General features: G+C 36.8%; 18 protein-coding genes and 1 tRNA gene. 6 read left to right on the top strand and 13 right to left on the bottom strand.

The genetic code is table 11. The annotated features are described in order from the left end of the window. The first annotated feature begins 120 nt into the window (after positions 1–120). From TS1_RS04425 to TS1_RS04415, 3 genes are all read left to right on the top strand, one after another. Complete coding sequence (locus TS1_RS04425) at positions 121–1,338, top strand: argininosuccinate synthase (RefSeq protein ID WP_068708244.1); 1,218 nt, start codon at positions 121–123, stop codon at positions 1,336–1,338. Next, the gene (gene argH, locus TS1_RS04420) at positions 1,335–2,714 is read left to right on the top strand and encodes an argininosuccinate lyase (RefSeq protein ID WP_068708242.1); all 1,380 of its coding nucleotides are present in this window, start codon (positions 1,335–1,337) and stop codon (positions 2,712–2,714) included. Before TS1_RS04425 ends, argH begins: the two co-directional genes overlap by 4 nt. A 221-nt stretch (positions 2,715–2,935) precedes the next feature. Next, positions 2,936–3,020: transfer RNA gene (locus TS1_RS04415), tRNA-Leu, on the top strand. Between the two features lie 74 nt (positions 3,021–3,094). On the opposite strand, the gene TS1_RS04410 is transcribed toward TS1_RS04415, so the two are convergent. The 6 genes from TS1_RS04410 to TS1_RS04385 form a co-directional block, all read right to left on the bottom strand. Further along, positions 3,095–3,856 (bottom strand): MurR/RpiR family transcriptional regulator, encoded by a 762-nt coding sequence (locus TS1_RS04410; RefSeq protein ID WP_068708240.1) that lies wholly within the window; start codon positions 3,854–3,856, stop codon positions 3,095–3,097. 140 nt (positions 3,857–3,996) lie between these two features. After that, the gene (locus TS1_RS04405) at positions 3,997–5,340 is read right to left on the bottom strand and encodes a 6-phospho-alpha-glucosidase (protein ID WP_068708239.1); all 1,344 of its coding nucleotides are present in this window, start codon (positions 5,338–5,340) and stop codon (positions 3,997–3,999) included. Between the two features lie 4 nt (positions 5,341–5,344). After that, entirely contained in the window at positions 5,345–6,955 is a 1,611-nt protein-coding gene (locus TS1_RS04400; protein WP_068708238.1) for an alpha-glucoside-specific PTS transporter subunit IIBC, read from the bottom strand. A gap of 296 nt (positions 6,956–7,251) precedes the next feature. Continuing rightward, positions 7,252–8,469 carry an ArgE/DapE family deacylase gene (locus TS1_RS04395; RefSeq protein WP_281177360.1) on the bottom strand — a complete coding sequence of 406 codons (1,218 nt, stop codon included), beginning with the start codon at positions 8,467–8,469 and terminating at the stop codon, positions 7,252–7,254. A 343-nt stretch (positions 8,470–8,812) separates the two neighbouring features. Next, positions 8,813–10,105 carry a PTS sugar transporter subunit IIC gene (locus TS1_RS04390; protein WP_068708236.1) on the bottom strand — a complete coding sequence of 431 codons (1,293 nt, stop codon included), beginning with the start codon at positions 10,103–10,105 and terminating at the stop codon, positions 8,813–8,815. Positions 10,106–10,116: 11 nt separating this feature from the next. After that, complete coding sequence (locus TS1_RS04385) at positions 10,117–11,448, bottom strand: glycoside hydrolase family 1 protein (RefSeq protein ID WP_068708279.1); 1,332 nt, start codon at positions 11,446–11,448, stop codon at positions 10,117–10,119. 194 nt (positions 11,449–11,642) lie between these two features. On the opposite strand from TS1_RS04385, the gene TS1_RS04380 reads away from it, so the two are divergent. Continuing rightward, positions 11,643–12,425 (top strand): MurR/RpiR family transcriptional regulator, encoded by a 783-nt coding sequence (locus TS1_RS04380; protein ID WP_068708235.1) that lies wholly within the window; start codon positions 11,643–11,645, stop codon positions 12,423–12,425. A gap of 457 nt (positions 12,426–12,882) precedes the next feature. Continuing rightward, positions 12,883–14,514 carry a peptide ABC transporter substrate-binding protein gene (locus TS1_RS04375; RefSeq protein ID WP_068708234.1) on the top strand — a complete coding sequence of 544 codons (1,632 nt, stop codon included), beginning with the start codon at positions 12,883–12,885 and terminating at the stop codon, positions 14,512–14,514. Positions 14,515–14,577: 63 nt separating this feature from the next. On the opposite strand, the gene TS1_RS04370 is transcribed toward TS1_RS04375, so the two are convergent. From TS1_RS04370 to TS1_RS04355, 4 genes are read right to left on the bottom strand one after another with little or no spacing between them, the layout of a single operon-like run. Continuing rightward, positions 14,578–15,708 carry a sodium ion-translocating decarboxylase subunit beta gene (locus tag TS1_RS04370; protein WP_068708233.1) on the bottom strand — a complete coding sequence of 377 codons (1,131 nt, stop codon included), beginning with the start codon at positions 15,706–15,708 and terminating at the stop codon, positions 14,578–14,580. A 21-nt stretch (positions 15,709–15,729) separates the two neighbouring features. After that, positions 15,730–16,113 (bottom strand): biotin/lipoyl-containing protein, encoded by a 384-nt coding sequence (locus TS1_RS12790; RefSeq protein WP_068708226.1) that lies wholly within the window; start codon positions 16,111–16,113, stop codon positions 15,730–15,732. A gap of 26 nt (positions 16,114–16,139) precedes the next feature. Next, positions 16,140–16,427, bottom strand: a complete 288-nt coding sequence (locus tag TS1_RS04360) for an OadG family protein (RefSeq protein WP_068708224.1) — start codon at positions 16,425–16,427, stop codon at positions 16,140–16,142. Positions 16,428–16,444: 17 nt separating this feature from the next. Continuing rightward, entirely contained in the window at positions 16,445–17,848 is a 1,404-nt protein-coding gene (locus TS1_RS04355; RefSeq protein WP_068708222.1) for an oxaloacetate decarboxylase subunit alpha, read from the bottom strand. A 395-nt stretch (positions 17,849–18,243) separates the two neighbouring features. Between TS1_RS04355 and TS1_RS04350 the strand changes: the two genes are divergently transcribed. Continuing rightward, positions 18,244–19,548, top strand: a complete 1,305-nt coding sequence (locus TS1_RS04350) for a 2-hydroxycarboxylate transporter family protein (protein WP_068708220.1) — start codon at positions 18,244–18,246, stop codon at positions 19,546–19,548. A 103-nt stretch (positions 19,549–19,651) separates the two neighbouring features. Here TS1_RS04350 and TS1_RS04345 read toward each other — a convergent pair whose 3' ends face one another. From TS1_RS04345 to TS1_RS04335, 3 genes are read right to left on the bottom strand one after another with little or no spacing between them, the layout of a single operon-like run. Beyond that, positions 19,652–20,284 (bottom strand): V-type ATP synthase subunit D, encoded by a 633-nt coding sequence (locus TS1_RS04345; protein WP_068708219.1) that lies wholly within the window; start codon positions 20,282–20,284, stop codon positions 19,652–19,654. A 6-nt stretch (positions 20,285–20,290) separates the two neighbouring features. Continuing rightward, entirely contained in the window at positions 20,291–21,667 is a 1,377-nt protein-coding gene (locus TS1_RS04340) for a V-type ATP synthase subunit B (RefSeq protein WP_068708217.1), read from the bottom strand. Further along, the gene (locus TS1_RS04335; RefSeq protein ID WP_068708215.1) at positions 21,660–23,441 is read right to left on the bottom strand and encodes a V-type ATP synthase subunit A; all 1,782 of its coding nucleotides are present in this window, start codon (positions 23,439–23,441) and stop codon (positions 21,660–21,662) included. Before TS1_RS04335 ends, TS1_RS04340 begins: the two co-directional genes overlap by 8 nt. Positions 23,442–23,445: the final 4 nt, after the last annotated feature.

Below are 23,445 nucleotides of genomic sequence, written 5' to 3'. Positions count from 1 at the left end.
TTCATTTGTATATTTTTTAGCTAAAAGCAATAATTATGAATATTTATTCGTAATTCTATTGATAAATTTACATTGTTTTGCTATTATAAGTTTTAAATTCGATTTGGGAGATGCATAGATATGAAAGAAAAAGTTGTGTTAGCCTATTCAGGTGGTTTGGATACCTCTGTCTCAGTAAAATGGTTAACGGACCAAGGTTATGATGTGATTGCTTGTTGTTTAGATATCGGCGAAGGTAAGGATATTCAAGAAATACGCAAGAAAGCGTTAAAAGTAGGAGCTGTTCAATCTTATGCCATTGATGCAAAAGAAGAATTCTTGCAAGACTTTGCTTTGGTTGCTTTGCAAGGAAACACTTTCTATGAAAATTCTTATCCCTTAGTTTCAGCTCTATCCCGTCCTTTAATTGCAAAAAAATTAGTCGAACTGGCACACAAAACAAGTGCAACTACCATCGCCCATGGTTGCACCGGAAAAGGCAATGACCAGGTGCGTTTTGAAGTAGCGATTGCTGCACTGGACCCTTCTTTAAAAGTGATTGCACCTGTACGCCAGTGGCAGTGGTCCCGAGAAGAAGAAATTGCCTATGCCCAAGCAAATAATGTCCCTATTCCTGCTGATTTAGATAATCCTTATTCTATTGATCAAAACCTATGGGGACGAGCTTGCGAATGTGGTGCCCTTGAAGATCCTTGGGCTACCCCGCCTGAAGGTGCTTATGAGCTAACCAATGAATTAGACAATACCCCAAATGAAGCTGATATCATAGAACTAACTTTTAAAAAAGGCGTACCTACTGCAATAAATGATAAACAAATGTCTTTAACTCAGCTGACTTCTACACTGAATACTTTGGCAGGAAAACACGGGATTGGGCGAATTGATCATGTAGAAAATCGTTTAGTAGGCATAAAATCACGAGAAGTTTATGAATGCCCGGGGGCTTTAACAATGATGCATGCTCATAAAGAATTAGAAGATCTCGTTTTTGTGCGCGAACTAGCCCATTTCAAACCAACGATTGAAAATCAATTAGCTCAGACAATCTATGATGGACTTTGGTTTAATCCGTTAACGAAAGCACTCGTTTCCTTTATTAAAAGTTCACAAGAAGATGTAAATGGCGTGGTACGCCTAAAGTTATTTAAAGGAAATATAATTTGTCAGGGAAAAAAGTCATCTAACAGTTTATACAATGAAAATTTAGCCACCTATACTTCTGCTGACACTTTTGATCAAGAAGCTGCCATTGGTTTTATTAAATTATGGGGACTACCTTCAAAAGTTCACGCCGAAGTACAGAATCAACAACTAAATGTAAAGGAGAACACTGAATGAAAAAGCTATGGGGCGGTCGCTTTACCGGTGAAAATAAAGATTGGATTGATGCCTTCGGCGCCTCCATTTCATTTGACTACTTAATGGCTAAACAAGACATCTTAGGAAGTTTAGCCCATGTGAAAATGTTAGGAGCTTGCGGTATCATTACAGAAGACGAAATGCAGCAGATACAAAACGGGCTAAACAGCCTACAAGAAAAGCTAGCCAACAATGAAATTACTTTTACGATTCAAAACGAAGACATTCATCTTAATATCGAATCACTTTTGTATGAAGAAATTGGCTCTGTTGCTGGAAAACTGCACACTGCTCGTAGTCGTAATGACCAAGTCGCCACAGATATGCATCTGTATCTAAAAGAAACAGTAGAGATAATTATTGAAAAAACTCACCACTTGCGAAGTGTGCTAGTCGATAAGGCAGCAGAAAATGTGGAGACCATTATGCCAGGATACACCCACTTACAACATGCCCAACCTATTTCTTTTGGTCACCATTTACTGGCTTACTATCAAATGATTACACGTGACCAAAAACGTATGCAAGAAAATTTACAGCGTATTGACATTTCTCCACTAGGCGCAGCTGCTTTAGCAGGAACCACTTTTCCAATCGACCGAAAAATGGCAGCCGAAGAATTAGGTTTTTCTTCTATTTATGACAATAGTTTAGATGCCGTTAGCGATCGTGATTTTCTAGTAGAATATTTAAGTAACGCTTCTATCTTAATGATGCATCTTTCGCGGTTTTGCGGAGAACTTATTTTATGGTGCTCTTATGAATTCCAATTTGTTGAATTATCCGATACTTTTTCCACTGGAAGTTCAATTATGCCTCAAAAGAAAAACCCAGATATGGCAGAGTTAATTCGCGGCAAAACAGGACGCGTTTATGGCAACTTATTTCAATTATTAACGGTTATAAAGGGATTACCTCTTGCTTATAATAAGGACCTACAAGAAGATAAAGAGGGCATGTTTGATACTTCTGAAACGATCATCCATAGCTTAGAAATCATGGCGGGAATGATTGAAACAATGGAAATAAACAAATCAAATATGCAACAAGCCACAGAAAAGGACTTTTCTAATGCGACAGAACTCGCTGACTATCTGGCAAATAAAGGAATTCCTTTTCGCCAAGCTCACGAGATCGTAGGTAAACTCGTTTTAGAATGTATTCAACAAGGGACTTATTTACAAGATATCCCCCTAGAAAAATATCAACAAGTCTCTCCGGCTATTAAAGCAGATATCTATGAAAAATTACGCTCAGTAACTGCAGTAAAAAACCGCCATTCTTCAGGCGGCACAGGATTCGATCAAGTGAAAGAACAAATTGAAAAAGCAAAGACAGAATTACAAATAGAGTAGCAAGAAGCTCTGGCACAAGTAAAAACCAAACGAAAATATCCGAACGAGATTTACAGGCTTACTAATCGTTATGATTTATGACGAGTAACCACAAGAGTGTGCCTTTGATCGTTCGGATGTTTTATGTTTAAAAATTTATAACCCCACCCTTTTACAATAAAGACTGTCTCAAAACCCATTGACAATGCTGTATACACTGCTATAATTGAGTTTGTCATTAAGCGGATGTGTTGGAATTGGTAGACAAGCATGATTCAGGTTCATGTGAACGAAACGTTCGTGTGGGTTCGACTCCCACCATCCGCATCTTTAAACCAATCAAATAACAATTAAAAAGCAGTGAGAAAAGCGTGATATCCCATGTTTTTCTCACTCTTTTTTTATAGTTGTTCTAAATCAAACTGTTTGTAATCTACATAAGCGCGGTAAAATAAATCCATAATTTGAAATAATGGCATCATACTAAAAATTCCATCAGAGGACTGCCCTATTTCTGTTGACTGATAATATAAATTATAGGTTGCTTTTGAAGCTAGACGATTCATACTCATATTGGTAACAGATAAAATCGGAATATTTTTTATCCTCATCAGATTTAAGATATTTTCTTGGGGTTTGTTTTGTCCACTTAATGAAAGAATAATCATTAAATCTTTTTCTGTAATAGATCCATTTAAAGCAATACTCAATTCCTTTTGTGATTGTAAATGAATCGGAAAACGTTGCAGAGGAATTACACTACGCATAAAGTTTTGCAACACTTCCCTTTGCCCCCAGCCGGTTCCGTAACAATAAATCGTTTGTGCTTGGTCAAATGCTTCCAAAACGGGCATCATATTTTGCTGGTCAAACATTTTAGCTGTTTGTAATAAGTCCTCCTGCTGCATAGCTACAAAAGACTTTTGTTCTTTAGGTTGTGATTTTTGTTGTTTTAATGCGTATTTAAATTCACTATAACCTGAAAATCCCAATTTTTGAGTGAAACGTAAAATAGAAGATTTCGATGTTAAGGTAACCTCCGCTAGTCGAGTAATCGATAATTTTTTACATTCGTTCAGATGATTTATAATATATTTAGCAATATGTTGATCATTTTCATTTAAACGATCATAGTGTTCATTGATTAAAGTCTCTATATTCAAAAAATTCAACCTCCACTTTTTTGTGTTTTAATTGTAACACAGCGTAGGCATAGAGCTAGAGTGGTTATTAAAATAAATCTCCTTTTATAACAAAAAAAGTCTCAGACACCATAGCATCCGAGACCTTATCCTTTATTCGCTTATTTTAATTCTGGCCAGAAATCTTTATTGGCTTCGATCAAATCATCTAAAATTTGTTTGGCTACACGTGCATTTGGTACGATACGTGATAGCGTTAGAGCTTGCCATAATTTTTGATAAGAACCTGTAATCCAAGCATCTACTACCAATTTTTCAACCGCTACTTGTTGTTCCATCAATCCTTTTTGGAAGCGAGGGATTGAACCTTGCGTCATTGGTTCTGGTCCTTGTGAGCCTACAATACAAGGAACTTCGACCATACCTTCTGGATCAAAGTTTTCTACAGCTCCATGGTTTGGTACGATTAAAAGCATCCGTTCTTTGGTATTATAAGCAATTGCACGAGCTAAGTCGACAATATAACTTGCATGATCATCTGCAACTAATTTTGCATCTTCCGCTGTTTTAATATTGGCAATGCGGTTACATTCACTGAAGACGTGTTTTTCCCGATGATCCATAACTTCATTAGCCCGTGTATAATTGATATCGCTGTGCTCTGCTTCATCTTGGGGATAGAAATAATACTTCAAATAGGTATTCGGCAACGTGTCTGGATCCAACCATTGGACCTCTTTGGCTTTACCAAAGGTATATTCCCAACTTGGCTCTACTTCTTCATCAGAAGTTCCTTCCAGTTCACTTGGTGTAATGTAACCATGCTCTTTAACCCAGTCAATCAGTTTGGGCATCAAATCATTGCCTTCTTTATCCCGGATATCCGTCCACCAGCCAAAGTGATTTAAACCGTAATAACGAACATCCATTTCTTTCCGTGATTCTAAGCCGAGTACTTCAGCCATGCGAAGTTCAATTCCCACTGGCATGTCGCAAATATTAATAATCTTGCTATCTGGACGCAATCTTCTCGTAGCTTCTGCGACAATGGCTGCGGGATTGGAGTAGTTTAGCATCCATGCATCTGGAGAATATTTTTCCATATAGTCAATAATTTCTAATACTCCACCGATCGAACGCATCCCATAAGCAATCCCGCCAGGACCACATGTTTCTTGTCCAATCACATTATATTTCATAGGAATTTTTTCATCTTTTTCGCGCATAGCGTATTTTCCTACACGAATATGAGCCATCACAAAATCGACATCCGTAAAAGCTTCTTCTGGATCCGTCGTTGCTTTAAATTCAATTTCTGGGGCGCGTTCGTTAATAATCACTTCAGTCGCATCAGCAATTTGCTTTTGCCGTTCTTTATCATTATCATAAAACTTCAGTGAACGAATCGGAAACTTATCTAAGTTTTCTAATAACATCATCACGATGCCTGGTGTAAATGTGCTACCGCCGCCTGCTACTACAATTGATTGTTTTTTCAAAGTCATAAAATTATTCGTCTCCTTCAAAGTCTTTATTTTCGTCTTCTACAATTTCCTCAAAAAACTCTCTTACTTTTGGCACATCCAAACCAACTATGACTTGGAAAGCTTTTCCATTTCTTACGACTCCGTGCGCACCGCCTCCTTTAAAGAAATCATCTTCTAGTACTTGACCTTCATCTGCGACAGAAACCCGCAGTCTTGTCGCACAATTTGTCACATCGGTAATGTTTTGCGCGCCCCCCAGTCCTTCTATAAACTGAGCAGCTTTCTGCGCATTTGGATTATCACTTTCTCTCACGCTAGACATAGCTATGCCGCCTGCCGCTTGTTTTTCTTTAAAATCTTTTTTGCTATACATTTTGACTTCGCCGCTGTCTTCCCGACCAGGAGTTTTGATATTGAATCGAACAATTGCCCAGCGGAAGATAAGGAAATAAACGGCCGAGAAGACCAAACCAACGCCAAAGAAAATTAACACCGCATCAAGGTGGTTATTTGCCATAGGGAGCATAAATTGTGAAAAGTTTGCGATTAAGCCACCCCCAATAATTCCGGAAAAGCCCAATGCATAAATCGTCATACTCAAACAAGCTGCTAAAACAGCATGGACAGCAAATAACTGTGGTGCTAAAAAGAGAAAAGTAAATTCAAAAGGTTCAGTAATACCAGCAAAAACTGCAGTTAAAACTGTTGGAACAACTAATGCTATTGTTTTCTTCCGATTTTCCGGCTTAGTCGTTGCAATAAAAGCTGATCCTATACCAACAGGCGCAAAAACCTTTGAAACGTTATGGAGACCAAACCCGCCTTCTGGAAAGATCTCTCTTAAAGGACCGGTAAAGTCAGCAAATTCGGATAAATGTTCAAACCAGTAGTTAATTAATCCACCATTAACAACAGCTGGACCTAATTCAAAAGGTTGGTAAATAAAGTGATGTAAACCAGTTGGAATCAAAATACGTTCTAAGAAAACATACACCCCAACGCCTGCTGTACCACTTGCTGCCATAAAACCTTGCAATTGAGAAATTGCATCTTGGATTGGTGGCCAAACAAAAGCTGTTAAAAAGGCTAAGGGTAAAGCTGCGATGAATCCTAAAATAACGATGAAAGAAGAACCTGAGAAAATACCTAGCCATTCTGGTAAAGCTGTATCATAGAATTTATTATGTAGCCAAATCGCAACGCCAGAAATTAATAATGAACCAATAATACTAGTGTCTAAAGTCGCTACACCACCAATTGATTTAAGACCAATGGTATTTTCTACATCTGTTAAATTAACACCAAAATTCCATGTTTGTAGAATAGCGCTTAAAAATGTATTCCAAGTCATATAAATAACAAATGCTTCCATAACGGCACGGGCATTGGCTTTTTTAGCCAAACTGATGGGCAAGCCGATAACAAATAGCAGCTCCATATTGTTGAAGACGGTCCATCCACCTTCTTCAATGACGCCCCAAATATTACTCCAAAAAGTTCCTTCTGTCGCAATGGAGCCAACAATATCTGGATTCTGAAAAACCGTTGATAAAGCTAAGATAATTCCGTTAAATGCAAGCAACAAAACTGGAACAATCATGGCCCCGCCGAAGCGTTGAATTTTTTGCATCATTACTCTTTCACTTCCTCTTAAATTAGTTTGAAATCGTTTTACTGATTTAAGTCTAGCAAATTCTAAACAAAATGATAGGGGTTTCAAAAGGAATGGAACTGTACTTCTTAATTCTATATTTTTCCTAACTTGTGGGAAATTTCCCGCATCCAAATAAACGTTGTCTTTAGAAGATGAAACACTTTAGCATATAAAAATAGCGCGGCTAAAAAGTTAGATGAACCAAAATAAAAAGCAAGCGAATGACCGATTAATAGGTTACATTCACTTGCTTTTAATCTTTGAATTCAGTTTTTTTATTTTAAATATTCGGTAAACAATTTTTTATAGATATCAATATAATCAAAATACATAGATTTTGATAAGCTTTCATTATCTTTATGCATGGTATCATTTCCTGGTCCAAACATCACATAATCAAAGCCATTAGGTTGATCGATTAAGAACTTGGAACCGTCCGTTCCACCAGACATTCCCAAAGTTAAAATTTCGTCTTTTGAAAATTTCAAGCCCGTTAATTCTGCTGATTTTTTAGCTTGTTTGATTTCTTCGTCTGACATTTCTTGGTTTTGTAAATAAGGTTTTCCAATTTTTTGAATTAATTGAATCAAAGATGAATCCTCTTTTCCAGTAATCGCAATTGTGTTCATTGTCACCGAATAATCAATTTGAGCGTCTGTCTGATCATTATATTCATCAATAACTTCTTTGAAAATATCCTCTAACTGGGCATTTGTAAATTCAGGAATGGTACGCATATTAATTTGTGCTTGAGCAAAAGCTGGAATAGCGTTAATTTGGTTCCCGCCTTTGATGACATCGATGTTAAATACTGTGTCTCCCAATACTTCATTTTCGATACCATCTGTTGCCTGCTTGACCTTTGTTTCAATATTATTTAATACATGTAATAAATGTTCGACAGCATTAATACCAGCTTTTGGCATCGAACTATGGGCTGCTTGTCCTTTAGAATCTATTGTAATATTTAGTTCACCTTTATTAGCGTAAACGCAACGGTAACCACTTGGTTCAGCGATTAATAAAGCGTCCACATCTTTCATATACCTTTGCTCGGTTAACTTTTCAGCACCAGGTTGTCCCACTTCTTCGCCAGCAGTAGCAAGTAATTTAATCGTTCCATTGATTGGCGTGCCTGCCTCTTTTAATTCAACCATTGAAATCACCAAAGCAGCAAGACCTGCTTTCATATCGGTTACGCCCCGGCCATAAAACATACCATCTTTTTCCACTAATTCAGATGGATCTGTCTCCCAATTGTCCTTATCTACCTCAACAACATCCATATGACCAGAAACGGCTAATACAGGACGTCCTTTGCCAAGAGTTGCAACTAAATTGGCCCGGTTATTGCCAAAAGTCAATATTTCATTTTGAATACCTGCGTCATCTAGCACTTTCTTTAAAATATCCGCAACTTCTTTTTCGTTACCATTTACTGATTTAACTTCAATCATCTTTTGAAGTAAATCTACTTTTTCCTTTTTTCCAATCTACCCACTTCCTCTATAAATAAATTACAATTTTATTATAACGCCTATTATAGTCAAATGACAAAAGTTAACTTTCGCTAAGTAAAGTGAACGGACATTGTTTTAGATTTTCCGTATTCGTTCGATGGGTGAAGGATATATAGTGTTCATTCGATAGCTGAATGAATAAGGAATTAACGTTATAATGTTCATTCGACCAATGAATAAACAATGGTTTGGCATTATAATGTTCATTCAAGCGATGAACGAACACTATTTTTGCTTTCCATTGTTCGTTCAACTGCCAAACGACAAAAGAAAAACAGCAAGAAAAAGTGGGTCAAACTTTTCTTGCTGTCTTATGTTATTCATTCATTTCAGCTTGTCGTTTTAATACACGTTCGCTGACTTTTAAAAATGGTAAATAAATGATTACTCCCAGGGCAATTAAAATTACCTGTAATACCGGTGCTCGCCAATCACCGGCTGTCGCTAAATAACCACTAATTACAGGAGGCGTCACCCAAGGAATAAAAACGACTGTTTTGCTGACCCAACCAATCGCTGTTACTGCATAAGCAAGCAATGCTTGGACAACAGGAACAATAACAAAGGGTATAATCATCGGGAGATTAAAAACAATTGGCAACCCAAAAATCATTGGTTCATTAATTTCAAAAAGTCCTGGTGCTAAACTTAATTTGGCGACTTCACGATAAGACTTCATTCGCGAAAAAATAAGAATCGCAATCAACAAGCAAAACGTGGCGCCAGTTCCGCCCATTTGGACAAAAGAAGTTTGAAAACTAATCGTTAAAATATTGGGAGGTTCCGTTCCTTGTGAATAAGCCAGCATATTTTCGTTAATGTTTTGAGTCAAAAAGGGTTCAGTAAAAGGACCATTAATAACTGATTGATGAATTCCAAAGGTAAACAGTAAATTACCAAAGTTATACAAAAATAGCCAACCTGCTAAACTGGTCCCCACTTTTCGCAATGGTTGTTGGATCAGTGTCACAATTAAGGTAATTAAATCCATATGAAGGGTCAACTGTAAAATTAAAGAAAGTGCAGCAAACAAAGCCACAGTGATAAGGGCTGGCAACATTGTACTAAAAGATTTTGAAACAGCTGGAGGGACTTGTTCGCCTAGACTAATGCGTAAAAATTTCATTTTGTTTAATGCCAATAAGATCTCGGTAGCAGCTAAACCAATAATGATTCCTACAAACATTGCTTCTGTTCCTAAATTTTCGTAAGTTAACGCCCCTGTCGTTTCAACTGTACTATCTTTAAAAGGAACCTCGACTGCTAAAGGCATGATTGTAATATAAGTAGCTAATGCAACTACTGCCGCTGAAATGGGGTTAGCAAAACCTTTATTTGAAGATAAAAAATAAGCAATTGTCGGACATAATAATAAACCAGCAACGTTTAGTGTTCCATTATTTATGCTATTACCAAAATCTTGAGCCGTTGCCAGTGTTTCTCCAGAAAAAATAAAAGGAAATAATACATTATTAATTAACACAGCTAAACCAGCTAAGATAAACATCGGGATAATGGTCGCAAATGCGTCGCGTAAGGAACGTAAATGAACTTGATTCCCAATTTTTGATGCTATTTCGATAAACTTATTCATAAATCTGCTATTCATCTCTTATCCCCTCACTTCAAAAGATAATCGCCATTAGTATGAATGACTTGTTTTAACCAATCATAACTTTTTTTAGGGACGCGTTTTAAATCCTTTAAATCATGGTTTTCTCGATTAACATAAACCACGCCATAACGTTTACGCATATCTCCTTGTGAACTTAAAATATCAATTAGACCCCAACCAAGATACCCTAGCACATCGACACCATCTTGATTCACTGCTTTCATCAAAGCAAGTAAATGTTCTTTATGATAAGCGATGCGATAATCGTCTTCAATTGGGTGCTCACCATCCCACTCTTCAATAACTCCAATGCCATTTTCAATTGGAAAAACAGGCAAATGGTAGCGTTGGTATATTTTATTTAAAACGTCCCGAAAACCATCCGGATCAATCTGCCAATTCCATTCTGTGGTATCAATATAAGGATTATCTTTTTTACCAAATTGCATATAAGCATTTGGCGCAGTATCTTCAGGCACTTTCGTATGATCAATTGTCGTACTTGAATAATAACTAAAGGATAAATAATCACTACGTAAATGAGCAATTTCCTCTAGCTCTATTTCGCTAATATTCAAATTAAATTTTTGATTGTCAATAAATTTCAAATAAGAATCCGACCGCTTGCCTTTAGAAAACATCTCTAAATAATGATGATTCATAAACTCATCAAATTCGCGAGCCAAACGTACATCTTCAGGATGACTGGTCGCTGGATAAACTTCCTGATAAGCTAACATACCACTAATTTTAGCATCAGTATTTGTATGAATATAATTGGCAATACTAGCATGACAAAACATCGTATTATGTTGAATTTGATACAGCTCTTCTAATGTTTTTTCACCCGCTAAATAACCGGCCACTCTAAATCCTTCGTCTGGCATGCTAAAGATATTTTGTTCATTGAAAGTCAACCAGTGTTTTACCTTATGTCCAAAACGATCCACCATCTCTTTACCATAACGAATAAAAGCATCTACCACCTCTTTAGAAATAAACCCATTATATTTCTCAGCCAAATATAGCGGCATGTCAAAGTGATACAAACAAATCATTGGCTCAATTCCACGTGCAATTAGTTCATCAATGAATTGATCATAAAAAGCAATTCCCTCTTCGTTCCATTCGCCGTTTCCTTGTGGGTTAACCCGACTCCAAGAGATTTGAAATCGGTACATATTCATTCCTAAATCTTGCATATAATCAAAGTCTTCTTGGTAACGATGGTAAGAATCTGTCGCAACTTTCCAATCTGAAGCATTTTTGCTAGCTTTTCTTATATCATAGACAGACTTTCCTTTACCTCCTTCATTCCAAGCACCCTCTGTTTGCATACTAGATACGGAATTTCCCCAATAAAAATCATCACGTAATCTCATTTAAATTCTCCCTTCTAAAAATTTGTAAGTTCAGCATAGCATAATAACAAGCGCTTACACTTTCGAATTTATCACTGAACTTTCATAAAATATAATAAACTTTCATTTTATGAAAATTAAAGATACAATTTAAAAAAGGAGTGGATTTTATGAGCGGCGGATTAATTCTTTCTTTTCAAGATGTCTTAAATCATTATCAAACAGGAGACACAGAATATCTTATCACCCAGTACCTTTTAAATCATCTTTATAAACGTTCCATCACAATTACTGATATTGCTAAGGCATGTCACTTGTCTGAAGCTAGCGTAACGCGTTTTGCTAAAAAACTAGGTTATGAAGGATTTAGCGAATTTAAAAAAGATTATTTTTTGATGCAATTAGAAGAAAATGAATTAGAGCTTGATCTTTTAGTTAAAAAAGAAAAGCAACCTAGCCATGATTTATTACTAAACGAACTACAAACCGTTAGTGACGAATTTCATTCCTTTATTGAGCATTTTGATTTTAAACAGCTTGAAAAAATCAGCAATAAGATCCAAGAATCGCAACGAATTTATCTATTTTCTACTTTGATTCCTGGTAACATAACAATGATTTTGCAAACTTTTCTTTTAAGTTGCGGCAAAGAAGCAGTATATCCAGTAGACAGTAGAAAGCAACATGAAATTATCCCCCAATTAAAAGCAGATGATCTAGTCATGATTGTTTCTCTTGAAGGCTCATTAGTCATGCAAAAAGATCTCACTTTATCTATTATTAATTCAAAAGCAGATAATCTTTTAGTTACCCAAAATCCTCATATGAAGCTATCTTTTTTATTTGATACTGTTGTTTCATTAGGAACTCATGACTTAGAACGCACGGGAAAATATAAATTATTAGCTTTTATGGAACTACTGGAAAATCATTACATGTCAAAAAATAAATAGAGACTAAAAAAGCAAAAATGTTTTACGCTATGTGAAACATTTTTGGCTTTATAAAATGAAAATTTATCTGAACGTTTTTAATAAAAACGGACAACTTCAAGCAAAGTAAAAAAATTCGATATAAGTTTTCCACAAATTCCTTCGAATTTTTCACCACTTTCTAGTGATCATTCCAAATAGATTAAATTAGTTGCACTTTTTTATCTTCCTTCACATAGTTTAATAAGGACTGCTTTTCACATTCACAATTTATTTATATAAAAATATCAGAAAATTGGCTCTATTCAGATTATTATGTTGACAATTGACTGCTTTCCGGTATGATAAGCTTACATAGACTTACAAAGAGAACTTTTTGCGCAAATTAAGCTAGGCCTTCCAGCGAGTGCCAACATAGATTTGTCCTATTCCAAGTTGAATTAGTTGGAATTTTGTTAGAGAGATTGGAGGAGTTTCAATGAAAAAAATGTTGATAAAAATAGGGGTTTTATTAGCTGCTACCCTATTTTTTACGAGTTGTAGTACAGGTCAGTCTAAAGAAGCAAACCAAAAAAATCGCCCGATTAACTTGATGTCAGAATCAGAATTGACAACTTTAGATACTTCTAATATGTTGGACTTTCCCGATGCCATTGTTCAGACAGCTGCTTTTGAAGGGTTATATGCACTTGATAAAGACGATGAAGTCGTCCCTGCTGTGGCTAAAGAAATGCCCGATATTTCTGAAGATGGCAAAACTTATACTATCCGACTAAGGGAAGATGCTACTTGGTCCAATGATGATCCAGTCACCGCTCAGGATTTTGAAACGGCTTGGAAAAAAATGATTGATCCAGAAAATGCCTTGGTTTACAGTTTTTTATTGATAGACACTATGGAAAACGCTGAAGCTATCTCTGAAGGAAAAAAAGATGTAGATGAACTGGGAGTAAAAGCGCTTGATGATTATACATTAGAAATTAAACTGACCGAAGCTAAACCCTATTTTACTTCTTTACTCGCCTTTCCCACTTTTTTCCCACAAAATCAAAAGGCAATCGAAGAATTTGGAGATGAATATGGTAGTACTAGCGAAAAAGTGGTTTATAACGGACCATTTATTGTAGAAAACTGGGACCAGTCGAAAACCGATTGGGATTTAACCAAAAATGAACATTATTGGGATCAAGAAAACGTCAAAGCTGAAAAAATCCATTATGATGTGGTGAAAGAATCTTCCACTGCTTTAAATTTATATAACGATGGTCAACTTGATGTTGCCACCTTAACAGGCGAGATGGCTAAACAAAATGCCAATCATGAGGACTTTGAATCTTATCCTACAGCAACGATGAATTACATTCGCTTAAACCAAAAAAGAAAGAACAAAGATACTCCTTTAAAAAATGAAAATTTACGTAAAGCCTTAGCCTTAGGCGTAGACAAAGAAAATTTGGTAAATAACGTCATTGCGGATGGTTCCAAACCCTTATATGGAGCAATTACCAAAGATTTTGTGACAAATGAAGAAACAGGAAAAGATTTTCGTCAAGACGCTGGAAAATTAATGAAATATGATAAAAAACAAGCCCTAGCGTATTGGCAAGAAGCCAAGAAAGAATTGGGTGATGAAGTAACACTGGAATTGCTAGTTACGGATGAAGGAAACTATAAAAAAATGGGAGAAAGTATCCAATATCAATGGCAAGATTTATTTGACGGGCTAACTATCAATGTCAAATCAATGCCGACAGAGTCCGCGTTAAATTTAGGACGTGATAGCGATTATGATATGTTTTTAATTTATTGGACGCCCGATTATAAAGATCCTATCTCAACTTTAAATACCATGTATTCAGGAAATGATCGAAATTATTCAAATAAAAGCTATGACAAACTGCTAGACGATGCCTCAAAAAAGTATGCGAATAATCCTGAAAAGCGTTGGGAAACGCTGGTAGAAGCCGAAAAAGAATTAATGGAAAACACAGCGGGCATGATTTCGATTAGTCAAAATCAACAATCCGTCTTACAAAGTAAAGAGATTAGCGGCATGCAGTATCACACTTTTGCCGCACCTGTGACATTAAAAAATATTCAAAGAAAATAAAAAAAGGGCGAAATGATGATCCGATATCATTTCGCCTTTTTTGATGAAATTAAAAATAACAATTTAACCGAAGAAAGATAACAGCACGCCAGCAGTAACTGCAGAGCCTATTACGCCAGCAACATTAGGACTCATTGCATGCATTAACAGATAGTTATTTGGATTATATTTGATTCCTTCTTTTTGGACAACTCGAGCTGCCATTGGAACAGCAGACACGCCAGCTGCACCAATTAATGGATTGATTTGCCCGTTCGTCCATTTATACATTAGTTTTCCTATTAATAACCCAGAAGCAGTACCAACTGCAAAAGCTATTAATCCCAATATAGTAATAACAATAGTTGTCCATGTTAAGAAGGTTTCTCCTGTTGCCTTTGCTCCAACAGATACACCTAAAATCACTGTCACACTGTACATAAAAGCATTTTGTAATGTTTCAGTTAATTTAGGTACTCGACCACTCTCACGAATAAGATTTCCCAACATTAACATTCCGATTAATGTGGTAGCAGAAGGAATGATTAAACTAACAAAAAGCGTAGTAACAATCGGAAATAATATCTTCTCTTTTTTGGACACACTGCGCAATTGTTCCATCTTAACTTTACGTTCTTCTTCGTTAGTAATTAATCGCATAAGAGGTGGCTGTATAATAGGTACTAAAGCCATATAGGAATAAGCTGCTAAAGCAATAGCAGGCAAAATATGCTCAGCTAACTGACTTGTTAGATAAATCGCTGTCGGACCATCTGCGCCACCAATAATTCCAATAGAAGCTGCTTCTTCTGGTGACATTCCTACTACAATGGCTAAAAAGAAAGCACTAAAAATACCAAATTGCGCTGCGCCGCCTAATAATAATGTCTTAGGATTTGCTAATAGCGGGCCAAAATCCGTCGATGCCCCCAAACATAAGAATATTAACGGAGGATAGACTCCTAAATCAATCCCTTGATAAAGATAGTACAAAAGTCCTCCAGATTCGCCATCTGTTGGCGGAGACATGAGTCCACCCAATGGTAAATTAACCAGCAATATCCCAAAAGCAATCGGTATTAATAAATAGGGTTCATATCCTTTTCGAATGGCTAAATATAAGAAAACAAGAGCAACAACAATCATAACCAATTCTTTAAAGGACATGTTTGCTATTCCCGAGTTTTGAAGCAATTCGCTTATTGTATCAAACATTTTATGGCACCTCCTCAGGAATTATATTTCAAATAAAACATCATCAGATTCAACCGATTGTCCTTCAGCTACATGAATAGCTGAAACTGTTCCGTCAGCAGGAGCAACGATCTCATTTTCCATCTTCATCGCTTCCAAAATCATAACCATGTCGCCTTTTTGTACGCTTTGCCCCTCTTTTACAGCAACTTTCAAAACATTACCGGGCATTGGGGCAGTTACTTTTTGACCGTTTCCTGAATTTGACGAAGGAGTTGATGGTGCTGGTTCGCTTTTTTGGACAGTTTTATTTTGTTCTTCATTTTTACGAGGATTATTTTTAGGTTCGCTTCTTTCTCCTTCACTAATTTCTTCTATGGTAACTCTATACAACTTACCGTCGATTTCTACTTCATATTTATTCACTTTCGTTCCTCCATTTACGAATAATTTTATTTCTCTTTATTTCTTTTATTTTTATCCACTAATAAGCTCATAATTAGAGCAACTTTTTCAGGCGGGATCGTTCCTTTTTCAGCCGATTGTTCAGAATTTTTTTCTTGATTTGATGTTACCTCGGGCTGAGGATTACTAGCCGGAGCTGCCTGGGTCTTAGATTGCTTTTCAACCAAAATTTTTACAACAACTAAAATTCCCCATAACCCCATTAGTACAGCAAAAACAGTAGCCATTGCAACGATCATTAATACTAAACCATCTAGAATTGTAAAGTTTGCCATTTGGACACCCTCTCTTTTTATATCTGCGTAACTTTGATTTTAGTCATACCGTTGTCGTTGTCAGCTGGCTTAGGAGAATATTTGTTTTTTAAGTAATTCAATCCAACTTGTGGGAATAAAGCGTAAGTCAACACATCTTCTTCAGTTTTAGCTAGATCACCTAATTCAGCAGCTAAGGACTCCATCTCTGGTTGCAAACGGTCAGCAGGTCTTTGGGTCATGACTGTTTCATCCCCAATGATATTTTCTTGTATTGTCTTATCTACTGGCGCTGGTGATTTCCCATATTCTCCTCGGATATAACTTTTTATTTCATTAGGTACCATTTTATATCGTTCTCGAGAAATCACATTAAAAACTGCTTGAGTACCTACCATTTGGCTCATTGGTGTCACTAGTGGCGGATAACCTAAATCCTTACGTACCGCTGGGACTTCTTTAAGTACTTCATCATATTTGTCCGTCGCATTGGCTTGTTTAAGTTGTGAATAAAGATTCGATAACATTCCTCCTGGCACTTGATAAAACAAAGCTTTAGGTTCTACGTCCATCATTTTATAATCAAAAATACCTTCATCAATATACTTTTGTTTGATTGGCTTGAAGTATTCTGCCACTTCTTCCATTAAATCCAAATCAACATCAAGGTCATAACCGTATTCTTTTAAAACATAAGCCAAAGTTTCCGAAGCAGGTTGACTTGTTCCACCGGCAAAAGGAGAAATCGCAGTATCAATAATATCAGCCCCAGCCTTTACTGACTCTAAATAAGTCATTTCTGAAGTGCCACTTGTTGAATGAGTATGAATTTCAATTGGAATATCGACTACTTTTTTCAATTCCCCCACTAATTCTTGCGCAACTTCTGGCGTCATAATTCCCGCCATATCTTTTACACAAATGGAGTCAGCACCCATTTCTACTAATTTTTGAGCAAGTTCTCGATAATAACTTACCGTATGGATAGGGCTTATGGTATAACAAAGAACTAATTGGGCATGTTTATTGGCTTTTTTGACTGCTTTAAGTGAAGTTTCCAGGTTTCTAACGTCATTTAAAGCATCAAAAATACGAAAGATATCAATACCTGCTTCCGCTGCTTTTGAAACGAAGCTTTCAACAACATCATCCGCATAATTACGGTATCCTAATAAGTTTTGACCGCGCAAGAGCATTTGTAATTTTGTATTTTTGGCTCTTTTGCGAATTTCCCTTAACCTTTGCCAAGGATCTTCATTTAAGTAACGAATAGCTGCATCATAGGTCGCTCCACCCCAACATTCCAATGCTTCATACCCTACTTGGTCTAGCTTTTCAATAACCGGCAACATGTCCGCTGTTGACATTCTAGTCGCCATCAAGCTTTGGTGAGCGTCTCTTAAGACTGTCTCAGTCAACTTTATCGTTTTATTTTTACTCATGATTTTGCCTGCTTTCCTCCTAATTTTTATTATAAATTTATATTATTGCCAACATACAATTCCATTTTACGTGATACATAAGTCCAGTCAATCAACATTACTAAAAAAAACACCTAAAACACATTTTGAAAATATAATAGCTTATTTTTCTGATAAATTTATTAGTAAAACTTAACAAAATACTCATTAGTGTTTTTTCAGTGTGCTTTTTACAAAATCCCATTGAATCCGATTACGCTTTATTTTACTATTGTTCTGTGATTAAGCGATGTGAGTCAAAAACTTACATTATTTACATAATTATATAGAAAGCGAGGTCTTAGTTTATTCGATTTAGTTCCAATAAGTTTTTTTGTTTATGAATTTAAATTTAAAAAATAAGGAGATTAAAATTTATGGCTAATAATGAAAAAAAGAAAGGGTTAAAATTATATGGCGCTCCCTGGTATGTAACAATTATTGCCTGTTTACTTATTCTTTCAGCAATGTTTTCAGGAGCTTTAGGAACGGATATGCCAAGTACTTTTGCCCTTATGCTAGCAATTGGAATTCCGTTAAATGAAATAGGTAAACGACTACCTATTTGGAATAAATACATTGGTGGTGGAATTCTTTTAGCTTTTATCGGTACCTCTGTCATTGGTACTTATAACTTAATTCCGGAAACTTATACTTCATCTATTGATAATTTCACCAGTGAAATTAACTTTCTATCATTTTACATTGTTGTATTAATTACTGGTTCTGTATTATCTTTAGAAAGAAAAGTATTAGTAAAAAGTTTTGCTGGTTATTTCCCAGCCATTCTTGGTGGCCTAGTAGGAGCTATGTTACTTGCCATATTAGGTGGACTGTTTTTTGGTATTACACCGGGCGAAGCTATCACTCACTATACACTACCTATTATGGGTGGCGGTAATGGTGGCGGGGCTATTCCTTTATCTGAAGTCTATGCAGGCATTACAGGTGAAGGAAGCGAAGTCTACTACAGTTTCGCAATTATTATTTTAACTGTTGGAAATATCTTTGCTATTTTTGGTGCTGCTTTATTAAATAAACTTGGAGATGCATTCCCTAAATTAACAGGCGATGGCAAAACGTTGATTCGCGGCGCTGAAGAAAATGATCTTGCTGATGAAGATTACACGCCATCTCTTGGAGATGTAGCGGCTGGTCTGCTAATTGCTCTTGGAGCTTACACTGTAGGTTTATTGTTTAGTAATGTATTGTTACCGGAAATCTTTGGTTTTCCAATTCATGAACTTGCTTATATGGTTATTTTCGTCGTTATCCTTTGTGCCTTAGGTGTAGTTCCACTTAATGTACGCATGGGAGCTAAACGTTTGCAATCTTTCTTTACCAAGCATTTAACCTTATTAATCATGGTAGGTGTTGGAGTTGATCTTGACTTAAATGAATTACTTGCAGCTGTCACGCTTCCAAATATTGTTGTTGCCTTATTTATTATAATAGGTGCCGTTGTTGGTTCTGGCCTTGTTGGTTATTTAGTAGGCTTTTATCCAATCGATACCGCTGTTACAGCCGGCTTATGTATGGCAAACCGTGGCGGTTCAGGAGACTTAGCTGTATTAGGTGCTGCTAACCGTATGGGATTAATGGCTTACGCTCAATTGTCTAGTCGTCTAGGCGGTGCTATCATATTAGTTATTGCTAGTGTGTTGTTCTCGATATTATTATGATAATAGACATACAATTTTAATAAATAAAGAAAAAGCCCTTTGGCAATTTCAATAACGAAATTGTCAAAGGGTATTTTTTTGAGCTATGTTGATAATTAAATTTTTAATCCCCCCGCATATTTTTTACTTTGATCATCCGAGTGACGCCTGCTCGTTCATCTTCTTCTAACTTCATACGGATATAATAGATAGTTTCTTCTAATTCAGGAATCGTCATATATTCTAATGCATTAACTCTTCTTCGAGTCTTCTCAATTTCATCTGAGAGCAACTGACAAGACTTTTCGATCTCTGTTAATTCTAATAGCTGTGGCAAGACGTCAGTAAACCCATCAATGGATTTATCCAAAGGAGCATTAGAATTTAAAAAGCCATATTCCAAAGGAGCTTCTAGGAAGTCCTCATCATATTGAAAATTCATAATCGGTACAGGTACACTCATGATATTTTTTTTAGCCATATCCAAAGTAACGTCTGCGGCTGGTAGAATAAACAACTCTTCGATAAAATTTTCATTCAAAGAAGCACTGGCTAAACGAAAAGCTTTCATAGCACGAACCATTTTCTCTTCGACTTCTTTACGTAATTCATTATTTTTTCGAATTAACGCAATAAACTGCCGCATTAGTTCATCTTGTTTATCTTTTAAAAGCTTATGACCGCGCTTAGCTGTCGATAATTGATCAGAAAGATGAGATAATTCCATACGTGTTGCTTGCACATTTAATTTTGCCATGAAAACCTACTCCTTTTCCGGCAGATACTCATTAAGCATATCATCTTTTATTCGTTTCAATTCGTTACGAGGAAGCATATCTAGTAATTTCCAACCTAAATCCAAGGTTTCTTCAATGGTCCGGTTCGTTTTGAACCCTTGATTAACATACTTTTCTTCAAACTCGTCGGCAAATTTAGAATAAATTTTGTCTGTTTCAGATAGTGCATCTTCACCTAAGACAACTGCCAGCTCTTTGGCTTGCTTCCCTTGCGCATAGGCAGTAAACAGCTGGTTCATAGTGGCGGAGTGGTCTTTTCTTGTTTTCCCTTCTCCGGTACCCTTATCTTTCAAACGAGATAATGAAGGCAATACATCAATTGGAGGTTGAATCCCATTTTTATATAGATCTCGTGATAGGATAATTTGTCCTTCCGTAATATAACCTGTTAAGTCGGGAATAGGATGAGTGATATCTTCTTCTGGCATCGTAAGTATTGGGATCTGAGTGACAGAACCGCTAGTCCCTTTGATTCTTCCAGCTCTTTCATACAAGGTAGCCAAATTGGTATATAAATACCCAGGATAGCCACGTCGCCCTGGGACTTCACGACGGGAGGCAGAGATTTCGCGTAAAGCTTCGCAATAATTTGTCATATCGGTCATGATGACTAATACATGCATGCCCTTTTCATAAGCCAGATATTCAGCAGCAGTCAAAGCTACTTTGGGAGTGGCAATACGTTCGATTGCAGGATCACTTGCTAGATTCATAAAAACCACAGAATGGTCAATGGCTCCTGTATCGCGAAAATCTTGCATGAAAAATTCGGCTTCTTCAAAGGTAATACCAATCCCAGCAAACACTACCGCAAATTCGTCATCTGAATTTAGCACCGTTGCTTGGCGCGCAATTTGTGCCGCCAATTCTTTATGGGGTAAACCGGAAGCAGAAAAAACGGGGAGCTTCTGTCCTCTTACTAAAGTATTTAAGTGGTCAATCGTTGAAATCCCAGTTTGAATAAATTCATCTGGATAGTCACGCGAATATGGATTGATTGCTTCTCCATTAATATCAAAGGTATTTTCAGGTAAAATTTCAGCTCCGCCATCTTTAGGACGTCCTAATCCATCAAATTCACGACCCAGAATATCTTCAGATACACCAAATTCTAAAGGATGACCAAGGAAGCGAACCGTTGATTCCTTCATATTTACCCCTGAAGTTCCTTCAAAAATCTGAATTAATGCTTTATCTTCTTCAATTTCTAAGACTTGACCCTGCCGAGTTTCGCCATTTTGCATGCGTACTTCGATAAGTTCTTCGGATTTTACCCCTTCAACGTTTTCTACTAACATCAAAGGACCGACGACTTCAGAGATTGTTTTGTATTCTTTAATCATTGGCCATATCTCCTTTCTGCAGGATATCTCGAATTGTTTCTTTTATTTCAGTTTGAATATCGCTAATTTGTTGTAGATTTTCTTCAGGAATATTCTTCATGCGCGCAATTTTATCTCTTAATGTAGAGGTACCTTGTAAAAGTTCGGATAAATACCCTCCTAAATCTAAGGCATTGATTCCTTCATCATAAAAAGAAATAATAGTATTTAGCATCTGATATTGCTTATCAATCGAAGAAAAAGTATCGACATCATCAAAAGCATTTTGTTGGAGATAATCTTCTCTAAGCTCTTTAGCGATTTCTAAGACAAATTGGTCTTTTTCAGAAAGGGAATCGACACCGACTAAACGTACGATTTCGTTCAAATCGGATTCTTTTTGTAAGATTCGCATACTTTCACCAACCAAACCGGACCAATCAACCCCCAGTTTCTGATCAAGATACTCATTTACATCATCAGAGTAAAGTGAGTAACTTTGTAACCAGTCAACCGCTGGGAAATGTCGTTGCTGAGACAATGTAGAATCCAATCCCCAGAATACCTTAACTACACGTAAAGTATTTTGTGTAACTGGCTCTGACATATCCCCACCAGATGGTGAAACAGCACTAATAGCGGTAATGCTTCCTTGTCGATTTTCAGAACCCAAAGTCACTACGTTTCCCGCACGTTCATAGTATTCTGCCAAGCGGCTTCCTAAGTAAGCTGGGTATCCTTCATCCCCTGGCATCTCTTCCAGACGACCCGACATTTCACGTAACGCTTCTGCCCAACGTGAGGTAGAGTCTGCCATAATCGCCACAGAATAACCCATATCTCTAAAATATTCAGCAATCGTTATACCCGTATAAATTGAAGCTTCACGAGCCGAAACGGGCATATTGGATGTATTGGCAATTAAAATGGTCCGTTTCATCAAAGATTCTCCGGTCTCTGGGTCGAGCAGTTCAGGAAATTCATTCATAACGTCGGTCATCTCATTACCGCGTTCGCCACAACCTACATAAACGACCAAATCAACATCAGCCCATTTCGCAATTTGGTGCTGAACAATTGTTTTTCCAGCGCCAAATGGTCCTGGTACTGCTGCCGCTCCACCTTTAGTTACTGGAAAGAATGTATCAATTACCCGTTGGCCAGTAGACATTGGTGTATCAGGGTTAAGTTTTTCTCTGACCGGACGGAAACGACGAACCGGCCATTTCTGTAACATACTTAGTTCTTTATCTCCATGAGTTGTCTCAATGACACAGATAACTTCATCAATTGTATACTCACCATCATAGATAGCTTTTACTCTTCCACTTATTCCTATCGGCACCATGATCTTATGTGTCACTAATTTAGTTTCCTGCACATTTCCTAAAATATCACCTTCCACCACTTCGTCACCGACTGCAGCTTGAGGATGAAAATGCCATTTTTTCTCATGGTCCAACGCAGGAATCTTCACTCCACGACTTAAAAAAGTGCTTTTGGTTTTCTTTTCAAAAACGTCTAAAGGTCGTTGGATTCCATCAAACATTTGGGAAACAATCCCGGGTGCTAGCTCAACGGAAAGAGCTTCACCAGTTGTTTGTACTGGCTCACCTGGTCCAAGACCAGAAGTTTCTTCATAAACTTGGATGGAAGCGACATCGCCTCGCATTTCAATAATTTCTCCTACAACACCGAGATTCCCTACATAACAAATATCTTGTATACTAGCATCTTCCATATTATCAGCCATTACTAATGGGCCCGAAATTCTCGTAATTTTACCAACTTTCACTAGA

The organism is Tetragenococcus solitarius NBRC 100494 (assembly GCF_001544195.1).
GTDB classification, from domain to species: domain Bacteria; phylum Bacillota; class Bacilli; order Lactobacillales; family Enterococcaceae; genus Tetragenococcus; species Tetragenococcus solitarius.
The sequence above is the reverse complement of the archived record's forward strand: the minus strand, read 5'-3'. Positions and strand labels throughout refer to the sequence as shown.

Excerpts from the sequence above, each read along its gene's own strand:
- TS1_RS04425 (WP_068708244.1), top strand. The coding sequence starts at position 121 with ATGAAAGAAAAAGTTGTGTTAGCCTATTCAGGTGGTTTGGATACCTCT.
- argH (WP_068708242.1), top strand. The coding sequence starts at position 1,335 with ATGAAAAAGCTATGGGGCGGTCGCTTTACCGGTGAAAATAAAGATTGG.
- TS1_RS04405 (WP_068708239.1), bottom strand. The coding sequence starts at position 5,340 with ATGACTTTGAAAAAACAATCAATTGTAGTAGCAGGCGGCGGTAGCACA.
- TS1_RS04400 (WP_068708238.1), bottom strand. The coding sequence starts at position 6,955 with ATGATGCAAAAAATTCAACGCTTCGGCGGGGCCATGATTGTTCCAGTT.
- TS1_RS04390 (WP_068708236.1), bottom strand. The coding sequence starts at position 10,105 with ATGAATAGCAGATTTATGAATAAGTTTATCGAAATAGCATCAAAAATT.
- TS1_RS04385 (WP_068708279.1), bottom strand. The coding sequence starts at position 11,448 with ATGCAAACAGAGGGTGCTTGGAATGAAGGAGGTAAAGGAAAGTCTGTC.
- TS1_RS04380 (WP_068708235.1), top strand. The coding sequence starts at position 11,643 with ATGAGCGGCGGATTAATTCTTTCTTTTCAAGATGTCTTAAATCATTAT.
- TS1_RS04375 (WP_068708234.1), top strand. The coding sequence starts at position 12,883 with ATGAAAAAAATGTTGATAAAAATAGGGGTTTTATTAGCTGCTACCCTA.
- TS1_RS04370 (WP_068708233.1), bottom strand. The coding sequence starts at position 15,708 with ATGTTTGATACAATAAGCGAATTGCTTCAAAACTCGGGAATAGCAAAC.
- TS1_RS04360 (WP_068708224.1), bottom strand. The coding sequence starts at position 16,427 with ATGGCAAACTTTACAATTCTAGATGGTTTAGTATTAATGATCGTTGCA.
- TS1_RS04355 (WP_068708222.1), bottom strand. The coding sequence starts at position 17,848 with ATGAGTAAAAATAAAACGATAAAGTTGACTGAGACAGTCTTAAGAGAC.
- TS1_RS04350 (WP_068708220.1), top strand. The coding sequence starts at position 18,244 with ATGGCTAATAATGAAAAAAAGAAAGGGTTAAAATTATATGGCGCTCCC.
- TS1_RS04345 (WP_068708219.1), bottom strand. The coding sequence starts at position 20,284 with ATGGCAAAATTAAATGTGCAAGCAACACGTATGGAATTATCTCATCTT.
- TS1_RS04340 (WP_068708217.1), bottom strand. The coding sequence starts at position 21,667 with ATGATTAAAGAATACAAAACAATCTCTGAAGTCGTCGGTCCTTTGATG.